Raw genomic sequence first — 13,265 nt, 5'->3', positions numbered from 1 at the left:
ATATTGAAAAAATAATCTCTTTTTGTTGTTTACTCGAGTAAACATTCTGTAACCAGAAAAACAATTCCTAACCGTCGCGGGCTAGCCTTGAAAAACGGACATGATCCACGAAAATCCCGTTTTTTAACTCAAAATCGCGACATATACCCTCTTCGCGGAACCCACAGCGGCGAGCCACCCCCTGACTTTTGGGATTTTCCACCGAGGAGAAAAGTTCCAATCGGTTTAACCGCAGAGTGTCAAGGGCAAACCTACAAAGGCACTCCAGGGATTCCGTCATGAGACCGCGACCGGTAAATTCCCTGAACAGCCAATAACTCAAGGTGGCAGAATGGTTCCCCATGTTCACGTCCATCATCAGGAAGCCAGCCAGGTTCCCGACGGAGTTTTCGGCAACGTTCGCAATGGAGTTCGAGCCGCCTTCTGCCGTTTCGAAGATCTGCCAACAGCCGCCCTGGGACAAGTGAGCCTGCAGACACCAGGAGCGGGCCCTCTTTCTAAGATCCGCAGGAGACGTTTCTGCAATCCAGGGTAAGTGTTCCAGAAGAAATTCCCGGGAACCGCAAATCTTTTGGTACAGCGCGTCAGACGCCGCCTCGTCCAGTTCCCGCAGGCCAACAAGCGTTACCCGCGCCCCCTTCAGGTTCGCGGTTTCAAACACCTCGGAAAAATGTTCCTCAAAAGAATCCATGCCTTAAAGTTAGAAACTCACCACCCGACATTCCACCGTATAAAAAAAGCCGGCGCAGATATACCGCACCGACCTTTCTCTCTCAGTGTTAAACTTAACCGTAAACGTAACCTAGAACAGCTGCAATCACGGAAAGAACGACAATCTGTTTGACAATGAAAAGTTCATGTGACTTCATATTGGTTCCTCAAGTTCTACGAATGAGAAAATACAAAGTCAATTTCAGGAAAACAACGAATGTAAGAAGATAATCACAAAAAGACATCCCGGGTGTGAACTATATCAAAACCACGGGATGCTTAACTTTTTTTTACAATTTTCGCCGTTAAAATTTCGTATTTAGGCGCGACCGTCTTACTTCCGCATTCTCTTCTTGATCAGGAACAGACCACCCACAATCATGGAAGCACCCAGGATCAACGAGATAACAGCACTGCGGGTAAAGCCCGCAATAATAAAGGTCACGAAGGAAACGCCGGCCACGTAAAGTACGTAGGGCAGCTGCGTATTCACATGGTTCACATGTTCGCACTGAGCGCCGGCGCTGGCCATGATAGTCGTATCCGAAATGGGAGAGCAATGGTCTCCGCAAACGGCACCAGCCATACATGCAGAAATAGAAATCACCATGAGGCTGTAGTCAACACCGCCAAAGGCTGCCACCACGATAGGAATCAGGATGCCGAAAGTCCCCCAGGATGTTCCCGTCGCAAAAGCCAGGAATGCCGCAATGACAAAGATGATGGCGGGCATGAAATTCATGAAACTCGCCGCACTGCCGCTTACGACACCGGCAACAAATTCCTTTGCACCAAGAGTATCTGTTACGCCCTTCAAGGTCCAGGCGAGACTCAGAATAAGAATGGCGGGAACCATGGCCTTGAAACCTGCCGGCAGACATTCCATGCACTTGCCAAAGCGAAGTACACCGCGAGACACATACAAAATAACAGTCAGTACAAGAGCAGCGAAGGAACCCAACACAAGACCGATAGAAGCATCGCTTGCACCGAACGCATCCACAAAGCCCTTGGCCTCCTTACCACTGGCAAAGAATCCACCTGTATAAATCATACCGATGGTACAAAAGACAATGAGCAGCACAATGGGGAGCACCAGGTCCATCACCTTGCCACGACCTTCAGGAACGACAGATTCTTCCCTTTTCGCAGCAGCGATTTCAACGGCGGACTCAAACTTCTTCATGGCACCGAAATCGATTTTCCAAAAAACAACCAGGAAAATGGCAAGCAAGGTAAACAGGGCGTAAAAATTAAAGGGAATCGCCTTGATGAAAAGTCCCAGTCCATCTTCGCCTTCCACAAAGCCCGACACAGCGGCAGCCCAGGAACTGATGGGGGCAATAATGCAGACCGGGGCCGCAGTAGAATCGATAAGGTAAGAAAGCTTTTCGTGACTGACCTTGTACTTGTCGGTAATGGGGCGCATAACGCTACCCACCGTAAGGCAGTTAAAATAATCGTCAATAAAAATCAGGATGCCAAGACAGATCGTGGCCAGCTGGGCTCCCGTCTTTGTCTTGATGCGCTTCTTGGCCCACTCACCAAAGGCTGCCGAACCACCCACACGATTCATGAGGGCGACCATGGTTCCAAGAATGACTAGGAACAGGAGGATGCCTACGTTCCAGGGATCAGAGACCTTGGCTACAAGGCCATTCTTGAAAATGGAATCCAAAAAAGTCGGAAAGCTACCCTGGCTAATGAAAAGGGCGCCAATCACCACACCGGCAAAAAGCGAAGAATAGACTTCCTTTGTCAGCAAGGCAAGGGCAATAGCCACAATCGGGGGAACCAGAGCCCAGAAAGTTCCGCTAGCAAAAATCCACTGTTCCATATTAAGGTTCCTTTTCTAAACTGGCGAGGGGTTGCTTGATGCCAGATTCTTCCAGCTTTTCAAGGACGGCAATTGCGTAGTTCAAGGCATCTAGTGCCCTTGAATTGGCGTACACCTTCATATCATTCAGGGCCATTATGGCCCTTACGTTATCCATCTTTTTTTCGCTCATACAATCTCCTTTGAACGAAGTCTTAAAAATCAAACATCCTTACCGCGGTAAGCCATAATGGCCAGCACCACAAAACTCCCCGCGATGATTCCGATCAAGGGCAAGTCGGCCTGGTTCATCAGGAACATCTTGAAAAGTTTAACCGCCTGTGAACTGATGAAAGCATAACCAGCAGAACACAGAATCACGAACAAGGCGAAACGGCCCACAAAGGGCACGCTCCTGGTAATCTTCTTGAAGTAGCCATTGATGGATGCGCCATAAATCATTAGAAGCGTGGCGATGATACCCACCGAAATAGAATCCATGTGGAATCTGAGAAAGCCTGCAAACTCGTGGATGTAGTGATTCATGCCCCTAATCTAAAACAGATTAGGAAGTGTGTCAACCGAGGAGTTGTCGATAAACCGCAGAGGCTTGTTCGGGAATAATTTGCGCCAGGCCTCTTCGGAATCCTTGTCCTTCTGCAGTTCCATGCGGCGCAAGGCATCGGCCTCGTTCATATTGCGGTTCTTGGTAAGGCGCCGGAGACGCACTTCTGGCGAGGCCATGACCACCCAGATTTCAGACAGATGTTCCACCAGCTCAGGGACATTCTCGAAAAGGGCGGCCTCCACAAAGTCGGGATTTTCCTTGATGAGGTAGGAAGTCAAAACCGGATAGACCAGATTTTCTAGGCGGAGTCGGGCACCCGCATCCCTAAAAATCAGGTCGGCAAAAAAATTGCGGTTCACGCCGGATTCCGTCAGCGATTCCGGGCCGAATTCGTTGGCGATGGCTGAGCGCAATTCACCATGGTCGCGGTACAGCTGATGCACGGCCAGGTCTGCATCGATTACACGGATTTTACGTTCGCGGAGCTTGTGTCCTACGAAGGATTTTCCTGCACCAATCTGACCTGTTATACCGATCATAATTACCGCTAAAAATCAAGGGCTACTTGCCCAAGGCAATCATGCAAAGACCCGTGATGATGCCGAAGAGGGCGGCCCACTTCAGCGGACTCTTGCGTTCCTTGAACAGCACGAGACCCGCCACGAAACCAATAAGCACGCTGGAACGGCGGAACACCGTAATCAACGAAATCAAGGCATCGGGGTTGCTCACCGCCAAGAAATAACAGCGGTCAGCTACCGTCAACAGAACCGCCACCAGAAGGAATGTCCAGCGGAACTTGAAAGGCGTGGTGGTCTTGCGCTTGGGGAACCAGGTAATGGCGCAAACTGCGAATTGCCACAGAAGCATGTAGATGCTGAACCACACCTGCACCGTCGTCGGCTCGAAATCCATACGCTGCAAGATAAACTTGTCGTAGGCGCCACTGCAAGCCGCAAGCATTGTGCCCAGGACCATGCAGATCACCCAGCCGTTGCTAAAGAAATGTCCCATTTCCTTTCGGCCAGCCAGGCTCAGCGCCACATAGCTGCAAAGGCACACCGCCACACCGGCCCACTGCATGGCAAAGGGGCGTTCCCCCATCAAGGTCACCGCCAGGAAGATGGTAAAGACAGGCGCCAGCGCGCGAATCGTCGTTGCAATAGAAAGAGGCAAATGGGCCAGGGCGTTGTAAGTCAGAATCCAGCTTCCGCCCACAATCATGGCCTTACCCGCCAAAAAAAGATGACTCTGCCAGGGAAGACTCTGACAATTTCCCGTAAAAAGAACCGGAAGCATGAGCAAGGCATAAAATGCGCTGCACATGAAGAGCACGGGCCGTACAGCATTCCCCTGGACCGACTTTTTCTTGGCCAGGTCGTAAAATCCTAAAAAAATGGCCGAGGCGAGGGCCAAAATCAACCATGACATAACGCACACAATGTAGAAATCCCACTTGAAAACCCCAAGGTTTAAACTATTTTTAAGATAATCTTAACATAAAAGGAGCCCCACATGGGTATCAAAGGAAAAGCAACATCCCTGATCGAAGAATTCAAGGCCTTCGCATTCAAGGGCAACATCGTCGACATGGCTATCGGTGTGATCATCGGTGGTGCATTCGGTAAGATCGTCACTTCTTTCGTTAACGACATCGTGATGCCGGGCGTTACCGCTCTCATCGCCATGGGTGGTGCCAAGGACGCAGGCGAAGGCCTCAAGTCCCTCACCTACACTACCGATGCTGGCGTCGCTATCCCCTACGGTAACTTCATCGGCGGCATCGTCGACTTCCTCATCGTGGCCATCGTGGTCTTCCTCGTCATGAAGAAGTTCCTGGGCTTCATGCAGAACATGCGCAAGGCTGAAGAAAAGCCCGCCGAACCTCCTGCACCGCCGGCTCCTCCTGAACCGTCTGCAGAAGAAAAGCTGCTCACCGAAATCCGCGACCTTCTCAAGAAGTAATAGTCCAACAATCAATTTGATTTTGGTCCGCGATTCACAAGCGCTAACTATGAAAAAGACTGTGGTTCAAACCACAGTCTTTTTTCGTTATAGGAAGTTCCGCTATAAACTCAGTTGGACTTCCGCATCAGCCGTAAAAGGCAAGTCTTCTTTTTGCGGAGTGGCGATCACCACCTGGCATTCCTTTTCGCGGATCAAGTCCGCCACGGCGTTTCGACGATTTACGTCCAGCTCCGCAAAGATATCGTCCAGCAAAAGTATGGGCTTGCTCAGATAGCGGGAAGCCACATCCACAGCGGCGAACCGCATGGCAAGAGCCGCAGAACGGCACTGCCCCTGACTTCCTACAGAACGCATTTCGTAACCGCCAATGCAAACCGCCAGGTCATCGCGATGAGGGCCGGCCATAGTCATCCCCTGCAGTTTCTCGACATATTCAAGGCCAGCCAGCTTGCGGGCAAAAGCCTCCCGCAAGGATTCCTCGGACACTATTTCGTCTTGCGGTTCCGCAGGAGATACTTCATCAAGTTCTTCGCCGTCCAAAAACTCGGCACCATCCAATGCATCCAATTCCTTGAGAATGGAACTCTTGTAGGCGCAGGTAATTTCGTCGACGCCACCCGAAAGCTTGCGGTAATAGCCCGTAATAATCGGAGACATTTCTTCGGTCAAGGTTAGACGAGCCGACCAGAGTTTTGCCCCCAAATCTATAAGTTGCTCCGTCAGAATTTTGAACAGATCCTCGCCGCCCACCACTTCCGCAGCAGACAATCCATTCCTTCGGTCCTGAGCGGCCTTCTTATACTGTTTAAGCCACTGGTTGCGCTGTTGCAGGACACGCTTGTAGCGGCGAAGCACCGCCCCATTGGCCGCCGACCGGTAGCACAGAATTTCATCGAGCCAATGGCGACGCACATCAGGCGCCCCGCGCAAAAGTTCAATGTCGGAAGGCTGCATAATCACCGCCGGGCAACTTCCAAAAAGTGCCGCAGCGGATTTCAGGCTTTCGCCATTTTCACGGACTTCGGCACCCCGCCTATGCACGCGGATTCCCCGATTCCTTTCCATGCCATTATCTTCAAAATGCCCCCGCAGGATCATTTCGTCGCACTTCCAGGAAATCACTTCCTTCAGGTCCTTCGCCCTAAAGGAGAATCCTTGGGCCAGCAGGTGAATCGCCTCGAGGATCGTAGTCTTGCCGCATCCGTTAGGTCCGTAAACGACAGTAATGCCGGATCCAAGCTTCTGCTCGAACCCGGACAAGCTCCGCATACAGTTAACGGATACAAAATCAATCACGGAATGAAGCCCCTCAGGCCAAAGCTAAGAGGAGTCCAGAGGTCCGCCTCGGATTCATAGATCAAGGCGTAGTTCACGTCGAAGAGGTACTTCTTCTTGCCAATGCGGATGCGGAACTTGTAGCCCGCGCCAACAGTCCAGTCCAGGTCATCCATACCCAGGCGCAAAGTACCATCGGGAATGATTTCGCATTCAAAGCCCACGCGGCCAGTCCACACATGAAGATCCGGGTCAAAAGCCAGCAAGGTATCCGCCACCTGATAGTCAATGGCTTCCATCCAGGCATACACCGGCTTGCCCATGATGTGGGAACGGTACCCCACACCAATCTGCAGCACCTTGGGGCGAACGCCATCGGAACTGGCCACAGAGTTATCGGTGCTGGAGTTCTTGGACCACTTGGCAGAAAGATTTTCGCTAAAGCTCAAGTTGCGGATCACTACGGAAGTCGACCACTTCTCATTCCACTGACGCAACCAGCTCAAGTTCAAGGTCATGGGGCTGCGGTAATCATCCACCAGTTCAACGCCTTCGAAATATTCAGAAATTCCCATGTTGTCATAGCTCATGGAAAGAGAAAGACCGAAGGCATCTCGGCGGGTGGCACGGTAGGCAAGACCCAAGTACATCATGGTAAAATAGGGCGAAGCGGTTCCAACGGTTTCATCATCTTCGTTAATCACGTCGAAGTTCAGGTCACCGCGATAAAGCATGGCAAAACCCACACCCATACGCTTGCCGATTTTCGTTTCGAGGCCCAGAGAACCACCGGCACGATCCAGGTCGCGCTTTTCGGCATTCAAGTTGTAATTGAAATTCTCACGGAAACCCAGGATGGCCGGATTCCAGTAAGCCGCAGGCATAGAAGCCGTATCGGCAGAACCTGTATTACCACGGCCCAGTTCGCGGGTACCGGCACCCATACGTTCTACAAAACCGTCAAAACTTCCAAGTGTAGCCTTCTTGCCCGCAAAAGCAGGCATTGCGCAAAAGACACACAACAAGAGGACCAGCAACCAAGAGTGCATTCTTTCATCTCTCGTCTGCAGCGAAGCGTTTTCTCTTCTCATTACTTGCGCCCTCCCAAAGTCATGACCTTGCCCCAGCCCACGTTATCGTGGTTGTCCTTTACGCGTACATAGTAGACACCCATGGTGCAGGGGCGCCCAGCCTTGTCGTAACCATCCCAGAAATCCACCTTGGGGTTGGTGCTGCGGGAATTGTCGGCATTGCGGGGGGCATCCTTTACGATAGTGCGAACCTTGCGCATGTCGTAGCTGAACACGTCAATGGTAATCTTGGAATCCTGGCTAACCTTGTAAGACACCAGGGCCTGATCGCCAGCGGTAATCACCGAGGGCACCATGCGGACAGAACCCAGGTTGTCGCCCAGCTTGGCACGATTCAAGATGGTGTTCCAGGTCTTGCCGGAATCAGCCGAAACAGAAACGCCGTTTCCGTAGGTGGACAGAGCCAGGCCTGTGCTGTTCTTTGTCAGGGGGAATGCACAAATAGAAGTGATAATGGCGTCGCGGTCCGTGGCTCCGGTTCCATAGCCGTAAAGCCAGGTGTTCCTGCCGTCATCATCCTGTTCCCAGGCGCGGACACCAGCAGAATCCAGCTTGAAGTAGCCGCTCACAGAAGTCGCAGAGGCACCCACAGCGATAAAAGCAGTCTTTCCAAGGAATGCGATCCCGCTTACGGTATAATCGCCTTCATCATACACTTCCTTCTTTACGGTCTTTCCTGCCGTATCCAAGAAGGCCACCTTCGCAAAATCCTTGGCATCCTTTTTCAGGCGCCACAGCCCACCCTTAATGGAGCCGCTCTTTCTGTAAGAAGTTTCTGCGATAATCTGCAGAGGTTCCCCGCCAATCCAGACACCCGTCACGCGGGAAGAATCCAGGGCAGAAGAGGCCTTCTTCACAGATCCGTCAGAAGAACGTTTCCACAGCCCCTTGGAAGTAGCCATCCACAGGTCACCTGTTTCGGGGTGCAGAGCCACCGCAAAAATGTCGGGGTTCTTCTTGCTGTTAAAGGAATAGCTGGACTTGGCAGAATCAAGAGTTTTCGTTTCGAGATTCAAGGCATAAAAACTCTTCTTCGCGCTGTTTCCAGAAACATCGTAAAGGGCGAGGCCGGCGGAACCGCGGGCAATCCACATCGCCTTGGCAGAAGAATCGTAGGCAAATCCGCTGGAGGCATAAGACATGGCCGAAGAATCGGTATCCTCTAACTTTTCGGGAACCGCAAGGGGCGTCCCGTAAATTTCATCTACACCGCGAACCGAGAAGAATCCCCTGGGCTGCAGGTAGGATTCATCGTCATTCATTCCCACCATCGGGAGGACATAGCCCAACTTACCAGCAAGAATAGAAGGGGTGCGACGACGTTCAGCCATATCGTCCCAGAAAATGCTGTCGTGGACTGCGGTCAGGGAATCATCCATCTGCCCCTGAGAAGATTCAGCCAGGCGAACCGTTCCGTCGCCAGCCACATTCAAAGTCAGAAGGGTAACACCGCTATAAATATCGCCACGGGAAAACACCCACAGCTTACCCGTTTCGGCCGAAGCGTTGACATTCAGCGTGTAGTTACTGAAAAGAGTTTCGGCGGCCAGGGCGGAACCGGCAAGCACCAGGCCTGCAGCCACCAAGCCTTTTAACCTTAAAATACCTTCAGTCCATTTCATAATATAACGTCCCTTTTCTGCTATCTCATATCGATTTCATCGACACCGGGAATGGCCTTGTATCTAAAATCGCTGTCGGAAACTTTCTTCATGACCTTCAGGTTAACTATGTTATACCAGGAACCGTTTTCAGAAGGGTCCATGGTAAACAGGCGCACCGGAGAAAAATCCTTTTGAGACAGCCAAACTTCCATCTGGGTGAATTGCCCCGCATACTTCGAAGGGTCCAGTTTCAGTACCCACAACTTCTGGCCACCGAAATCGCCTTCGGTCATTTCCTTGGCGTTGCAGTTCAGGTATTTAAATAGAAGCTCGGAAGGGTGCAGCTGACTGGAAAGATCCTCCACGGCCTTGATCAGGACCTGCTTCTGCTCCACATTGTATTGCCACATGTCGACACCGTCGCTATAGAACTTGATGCCGGCGATATCAAGAACAAACTTATCGCCTTCGGCCACCTTGAGGCTACCCATCTGCGATGCGATATCCGGCGAATCCGCATAAAACACCTGCAGTTTAAAATCCAGGCTCCAGGCCTTACCGGACTTGAACCAGGCCTTGGATTTTTCCATGGCCTGACTTGCAGTCAGGGCAAAAGTCACCTGGGCCAACACCAAAAGAATAGCCACCAGGAATTGGGGTCTAAAGGAACATTTTCTTATCATAGTTATCAAAATTTACAAAAATACCCCCCATAATTTGTATTTCAAATTGTTTTTATGTTGGTCTACGACATTGGATATTGCTATCTTTAGGCGTGAAAATTTAACACCCAGTATTGGAATCACTGTATGCGCAAAATGATTTTGCCCATGGTCGCAATGACCGCCGCATTTGCAACTGCCGCCGACATCGAAGTCCACGGCGACGTGAATTTTGACTACGCCAGCTATTTTGACGAGGATTTTGACCCGGTCAACGCCGGCAACCAGGATATTGACCTTTCCGTAAAGGCAAATCTCGATGAAAACGTGTCTGTCGTCGTTAGCGGAACCACCCACAGCACCCTCGGCGCCACCGAAGAAGACTCTGAAGTCCGCCACGGCAAGGCCCGCGCAACCGCCATGGGCGAAGAAGGCCGCCACAATTCCTTCGAATTCGACGGCGTACAGCTCCGCTGGGACGTTAGCCACGACGTAAGCCTGGTCTTTGGCGACATGACCTACAGCGCAGGTGCATTCAACTACTACTTCTGGCGCGATGCCTCCCGCTACGCCGTAATCATCCGCGAAGAAAGCCTCCGCGGTTTCGGTGCTGAATTCGGCAACGACAAGTACGGCCACGGCGCATTCTACTTCGGCGCCTCCGACAACACCGACCATACCATGGACTTGTTCGTCACCTATGCATTCCCCATGCTGAACCACCCCGACGAACACTTGATCCTTACCCCCAGCCTTGACTGGGTATTCGGCGAAAACATCGGCCGCCCCAACACCTACTCCCTGGGCACCGAAGTGGACTACTCCAAGAGCTACGACAAGTTCAACTACGGCATCTACGCCGTCTGGGGTCTCCACCCGTACAAGGGCAAGGGCGTACACTCCTTCTTGCTGGAACCCAGCATGAACTACGGCGTATTCAACCTGGCCATGACCTACTTCTACGCCATTACCAATAGCGAATACGAAACTGCTCCCCAGCTGTCCACCGACGACCAGAAGCTCTTCGCAATCGAACCCAGCTTTAACCTCCACAAGAAGTACACCATGGGCTTCAGCTACGAACTCCATGACCCTGACACCGAAACCAGCGGCGACAGCTTCCACTTCCTGGGCATGAACCATTACCTGTATCCCACCATGAAGACCGAACTGGTATTCTGGTACGGCTACAACTTTGGCACCAAGAGCGGTCCCTTCGGAGATTCCAAGTTCTCCCTGGGCTTCAGCGGCAAGGCAAACTTCTAAGTTCAGCTAGCTTCGCTCCCTATGCGAATCAAGGCTCTGGATTCAATCCGTGGCATCCTGCTGCTGCAGATGACCCTGGATCACTTCGGAAAGCCCATTTCTCATTACCTATATCAGTGCTTCGGCTTCTTCAGTGCAGCCGAAGGCTTTTTTTTCTTATCGGGTTTTGTAGGCGCCTTGGCAGCCTTCAGCAAGTCTGCCAAGGATCCAAAGCAAACCTGGATGCGCTCCCGCGCATTCAAGATCTGGAAGTACCACAGCATTACGCTGGCAGCGGTCGCCATTGCCGCCTGCACCATCCTGACCCCGATCCGCGAATACTTCAGCAACTTCCCGGAACACCCGGTGCTAGTTAGCCTGTGGTCCATACCCATGGTGAACACGCCGGATTACCTTGACGTCCTGCCCCTTTATGTGGTCTTTCTGCTAATCGGTTCTGCGCTGTTCCCCCAGATGATCCGAGGGAACATTCTCGCCATCTGGTGCGCAAGCGTCGCCCTCTGGATTGCGGGGCAGTACGGCCTGCGGGACACCCTCAACAGCCTGCTCCCCAGATGGATAAACCACGGCTTTTTCGACCCGCTTTGCTGGCAGTTCCTTTATGTGACGGGGGCGGCCATTGCCGCCTGCTGGAAACGTTCCCAGGTCTTTACCCCTACATTCTTCAAAAAATTTGACCGCCTTATCCCGCTATTATTCATTATCCTTGTCTTCCTGTTCCTCTGGAGGCACGAATATATCCCCCTGCAGCAGCCCTCCAAGTTCTGGATAAGCAAGGCCGCAATCGGGCCGTTACGATTCGTCAACTTCATGGTGTTCGTCTCCCTGGTCAGCTGGATTGTCCGCCGCTTCCCCAGCGCACTGGACTTCAAGGTTACCAACGTCATCGGGCGCCACAGTCTAGACGTCTTTACGGCACACATCGTCCTGGTCTACATCTGGCTTGCCACCCCCGGCAGCATCCGTTACCACGAACCATGGAACATAGCCGCCCCCATTGCCGCATGCCTACTGCTGTGGCTCCTGGCAAAGATCCGAGAACCCCGCCAAAAATAAGGCGAACCATCAAGCGCCCCGCAAACAAGGCGAACGCAAATGCCCGCCACAAAAGCAAAGAGCCCCGGTTTTCACCGAGGCTCCTGTTGATTTTAAATCTGCTTCAGACTAAATCAGTCTTGGACTATTACTGACCGAGGTACTTGCGGCCGATACCGAATTCGTCCTTGTATTCGACGTAGTCAGGAACGAAGTCCTTAGCATAGGTGAAGGAGACGTTCACGGAGCACAGGAATTCGTTCATCAACTTACCCTTAGTGCCCTTCTTGATGGGCTGCTTCTTCTTTTCGATCTTTTCGTCGCCCTTCTTGCCGACGAGGACTTCAGCTTCGCACCAGCCACCGCTGACCTTAGCAATTGCTTCCTTACCGTCGGTAGAAACGACCTTGATCTTTTCGGGATCCAGTTCGGTGTTGTTACCGGTAGAGGCCCAGAACTGGAGTTCGCCGTTGAGAGAGCCCGGAGCCATCTTGATGGTGGGCAGAGCCATGACGTAGCCCCACTTGTCAACAAAGCGCTTGCCAGCAGCGTCGGCGATGTTTTCACCGAAGATCAGGAAGTAGCCACGAGTGGTCTTGCGGTTCTTGTTAAGAGCTGCCTTGACGTCTGCATTTTCGGGTGCGACGTATTCGAGGCGGAGCAGGCCGAATTCAGAAACCACCGGATCAGATTCATCCTTGATTTCGGGGAGAGCCTTGGCAACGACGGCGTTTTCGGCTTCGTTACGGAGGGTCTTTACAGAACCTTCGCCGACACCCTTGGACTTTGCATAGACCAGGGCGGTATCGATACGTGCAAAAGCGTTGATGATGGTGTTGAAGTCCACACCGTCCTGAGTAGCCTGCTGCTTACCGACAGTAGCCATCTTGGTGACGTATTCTTCAACAACTTCGGCGTTCTTGACTTCGGGCATGTTGACGCCAGCCTTGTCAAAGTAGCCGCTGATCAAATCGCTGTTAAGATCCTTCTTGGCTTCGATTTCTGCAGCACGGACCAGAGCGAGAGTGAAGTTATCGTAGAATTCGTCAGACACGCTACCCTTCTTCTTTGCTTCCAGGTAGGAGTTGATGGCGTTACGATAACGGCCTTCCTTAAGGTGTTCGTCACCACGCTTTTCGTTGGTTCCCTTGCAACCGACCATCGTAAAGGCGACGGCAGCAGCCAGAGAGGCAAGAAAGATCTTCTTCATTTTGTTTTCCTTCAGCCAATAGGGCTTTGTAAGTGTTTTATAAGCTTTTGCACCAAAAA

Annotated in this window: 14 protein-coding genes; 3 read left to right on the top strand and 11 right to left on the bottom strand. The window is 51.9% G+C overall.

Annotated elements, in window-relative coordinates; genetic code table 11:
- Positions 1-67 precede the first annotated feature (67 nt).
- The 6 genes from BUB94_RS11880 to BUB94_RS11860 all read right to left on the bottom strand — a co-directional run bounded on the left by BUB94_RS11880 (position 68) and on the right by BUB94_RS11860 (position 4,526).
- Entirely contained in the window at positions 68-691 is a 624-nt protein-coding gene (locus BUB94_RS11880; protein ID WP_073159547.1) for a GNAT family N-acetyltransferase, read from the bottom strand.
- A gap of 354 nt (positions 692-1,045) precedes the next feature.
- Complete coding sequence (locus tag BUB94_RS11875) at positions 1,046-2,548, bottom strand: Na+/H+ antiporter NhaC family protein (protein ID WP_073237342.1); 1,503 nt, start codon at positions 2,546-2,548, stop codon at positions 1,046-1,048.
- Position 2,549: 1 nt separating this feature from the next.
- Positions 2,550-2,720, bottom strand: a complete 171-nt coding sequence (locus BUB94_RS16875) for a hypothetical protein (protein ID WP_158236688.1) — start codon at positions 2,718-2,720, stop codon at positions 2,550-2,552.
- Between the two features lie 29 nt (positions 2,721-2,749).
- Positions 2,750-3,073 carry a DUF3392 family protein gene (locus tag BUB94_RS11870; RefSeq protein WP_073159543.1) on the bottom strand — a complete coding sequence of 108 codons (324 nt, stop codon included), beginning with the start codon at positions 3,071-3,073 and terminating at the stop codon, positions 2,750-2,752.
- Positions 3,074-3,082: 9 nt separating this feature from the next.
- On the bottom strand, positions 3,083-3,634 hold the full coding sequence (coaE, locus tag BUB94_RS11865) for a dephospho-CoA kinase (RefSeq protein ID WP_073237339.1): 552 nt from the start codon (positions 3,632-3,634) through the stop codon (positions 3,083-3,085).
- Positions 3,635-3,656: 22 nt separating this feature from the next.
- Complete coding sequence (locus BUB94_RS11860; RefSeq protein ID WP_073237337.1) at positions 3,657-4,526, bottom strand: DMT family transporter; 870 nt, start codon at positions 4,524-4,526, stop codon at positions 3,657-3,659.
- A gap of 84 nt (positions 4,527-4,610) precedes the next feature.
- Between BUB94_RS11860 and mscL the strand changes: the two genes are divergently transcribed.
- Entirely contained in the window at positions 4,611-5,060 is a 450-nt protein-coding gene (gene mscL, locus BUB94_RS11855) for a large conductance mechanosensitive channel protein MscL (RefSeq protein WP_073159537.1), read from the top strand.
- A 102-nt stretch (positions 5,061-5,162) separates the two neighbouring features.
- Here mscL and BUB94_RS11850 read toward each other — a convergent pair whose 3' ends face one another.
- From BUB94_RS11850 to BUB94_RS11835, 4 genes are all read right to left on the bottom strand, one after another.
- Complete coding sequence (locus BUB94_RS11850) at positions 5,163-6,332, bottom strand: DNA replication/repair protein RecF (protein WP_139260213.1); 1,170 nt, start codon at positions 6,330-6,332, stop codon at positions 5,163-5,165.
- Between the two features lie 23 nt (positions 6,333-6,355).
- On the bottom strand, positions 6,356-7,342 hold the full coding sequence (locus BUB94_RS11845; protein ID WP_175549728.1) for a PorV/PorQ family protein: 987 nt from the start codon (positions 7,340-7,342) through the stop codon (positions 6,356-6,358).
- An 86-nt stretch (positions 7,343-7,428) separates the two neighbouring features.
- Positions 7,429-9,051 carry a hypothetical protein gene (locus BUB94_RS11840; RefSeq protein WP_073237332.1) on the bottom strand — a complete coding sequence of 541 codons (1,623 nt, stop codon included), beginning with the start codon at positions 9,049-9,051 and terminating at the stop codon, positions 7,429-7,431.
- 20 nt (positions 9,052-9,071) lie between these two features.
- Complete coding sequence (locus BUB94_RS11835) at positions 9,072-9,716, bottom strand: LolA family protein (protein WP_073237329.1); 645 nt, start codon at positions 9,714-9,716, stop codon at positions 9,072-9,074.
- Positions 9,717-9,842: 126 nt separating this feature from the next.
- Here BUB94_RS11835 and BUB94_RS11830 point away from each other — a divergent pair, with 126 nt between their 5' ends.
- Both BUB94_RS11830 and opgC read left to right on the top strand, forming a co-directional pair.
- The gene (locus BUB94_RS11830; RefSeq protein WP_073159529.1) at positions 9,843-10,961 is read left to right on the top strand and encodes a hypothetical protein; all 1,119 of its coding nucleotides are present in this window, start codon (positions 9,843-9,845) and stop codon (positions 10,959-10,961) included.
- A 21-nt stretch (positions 10,962-10,982) separates the two neighbouring features.
- Positions 10,983-12,017, top strand: a complete 1,035-nt coding sequence (opgC, locus tag BUB94_RS11825; protein ID WP_073237327.1) for an OpgC domain-containing protein — start codon at positions 10,983-10,985, stop codon at positions 12,015-12,017.
- 127 nt (positions 12,018-12,144) lie between these two features.
- Here the strand turns inward: opgC and BUB94_RS11820 are convergent, their stop codons facing one another.
- Positions 12,145-13,206, bottom strand: a complete 1,062-nt coding sequence (locus BUB94_RS11820) for a hypothetical protein (RefSeq protein ID WP_073237324.1) — start codon at positions 13,204-13,206, stop codon at positions 12,145-12,147.
- Between the last annotated feature and the right edge of the window lie 59 nt (positions 13,207-13,265).

Source organism: Fibrobacter sp. UWH9 (assembly GCF_900129715.1).
Lineage (GTDB): Bacteria > Fibrobacterota > Fibrobacteria > Fibrobacterales > Fibrobacteraceae > Fibrobacter.
Note: the sequence above shows the minus strand (reverse complement) of the source record. Positions and strands in the feature narration are given on the sequence as shown.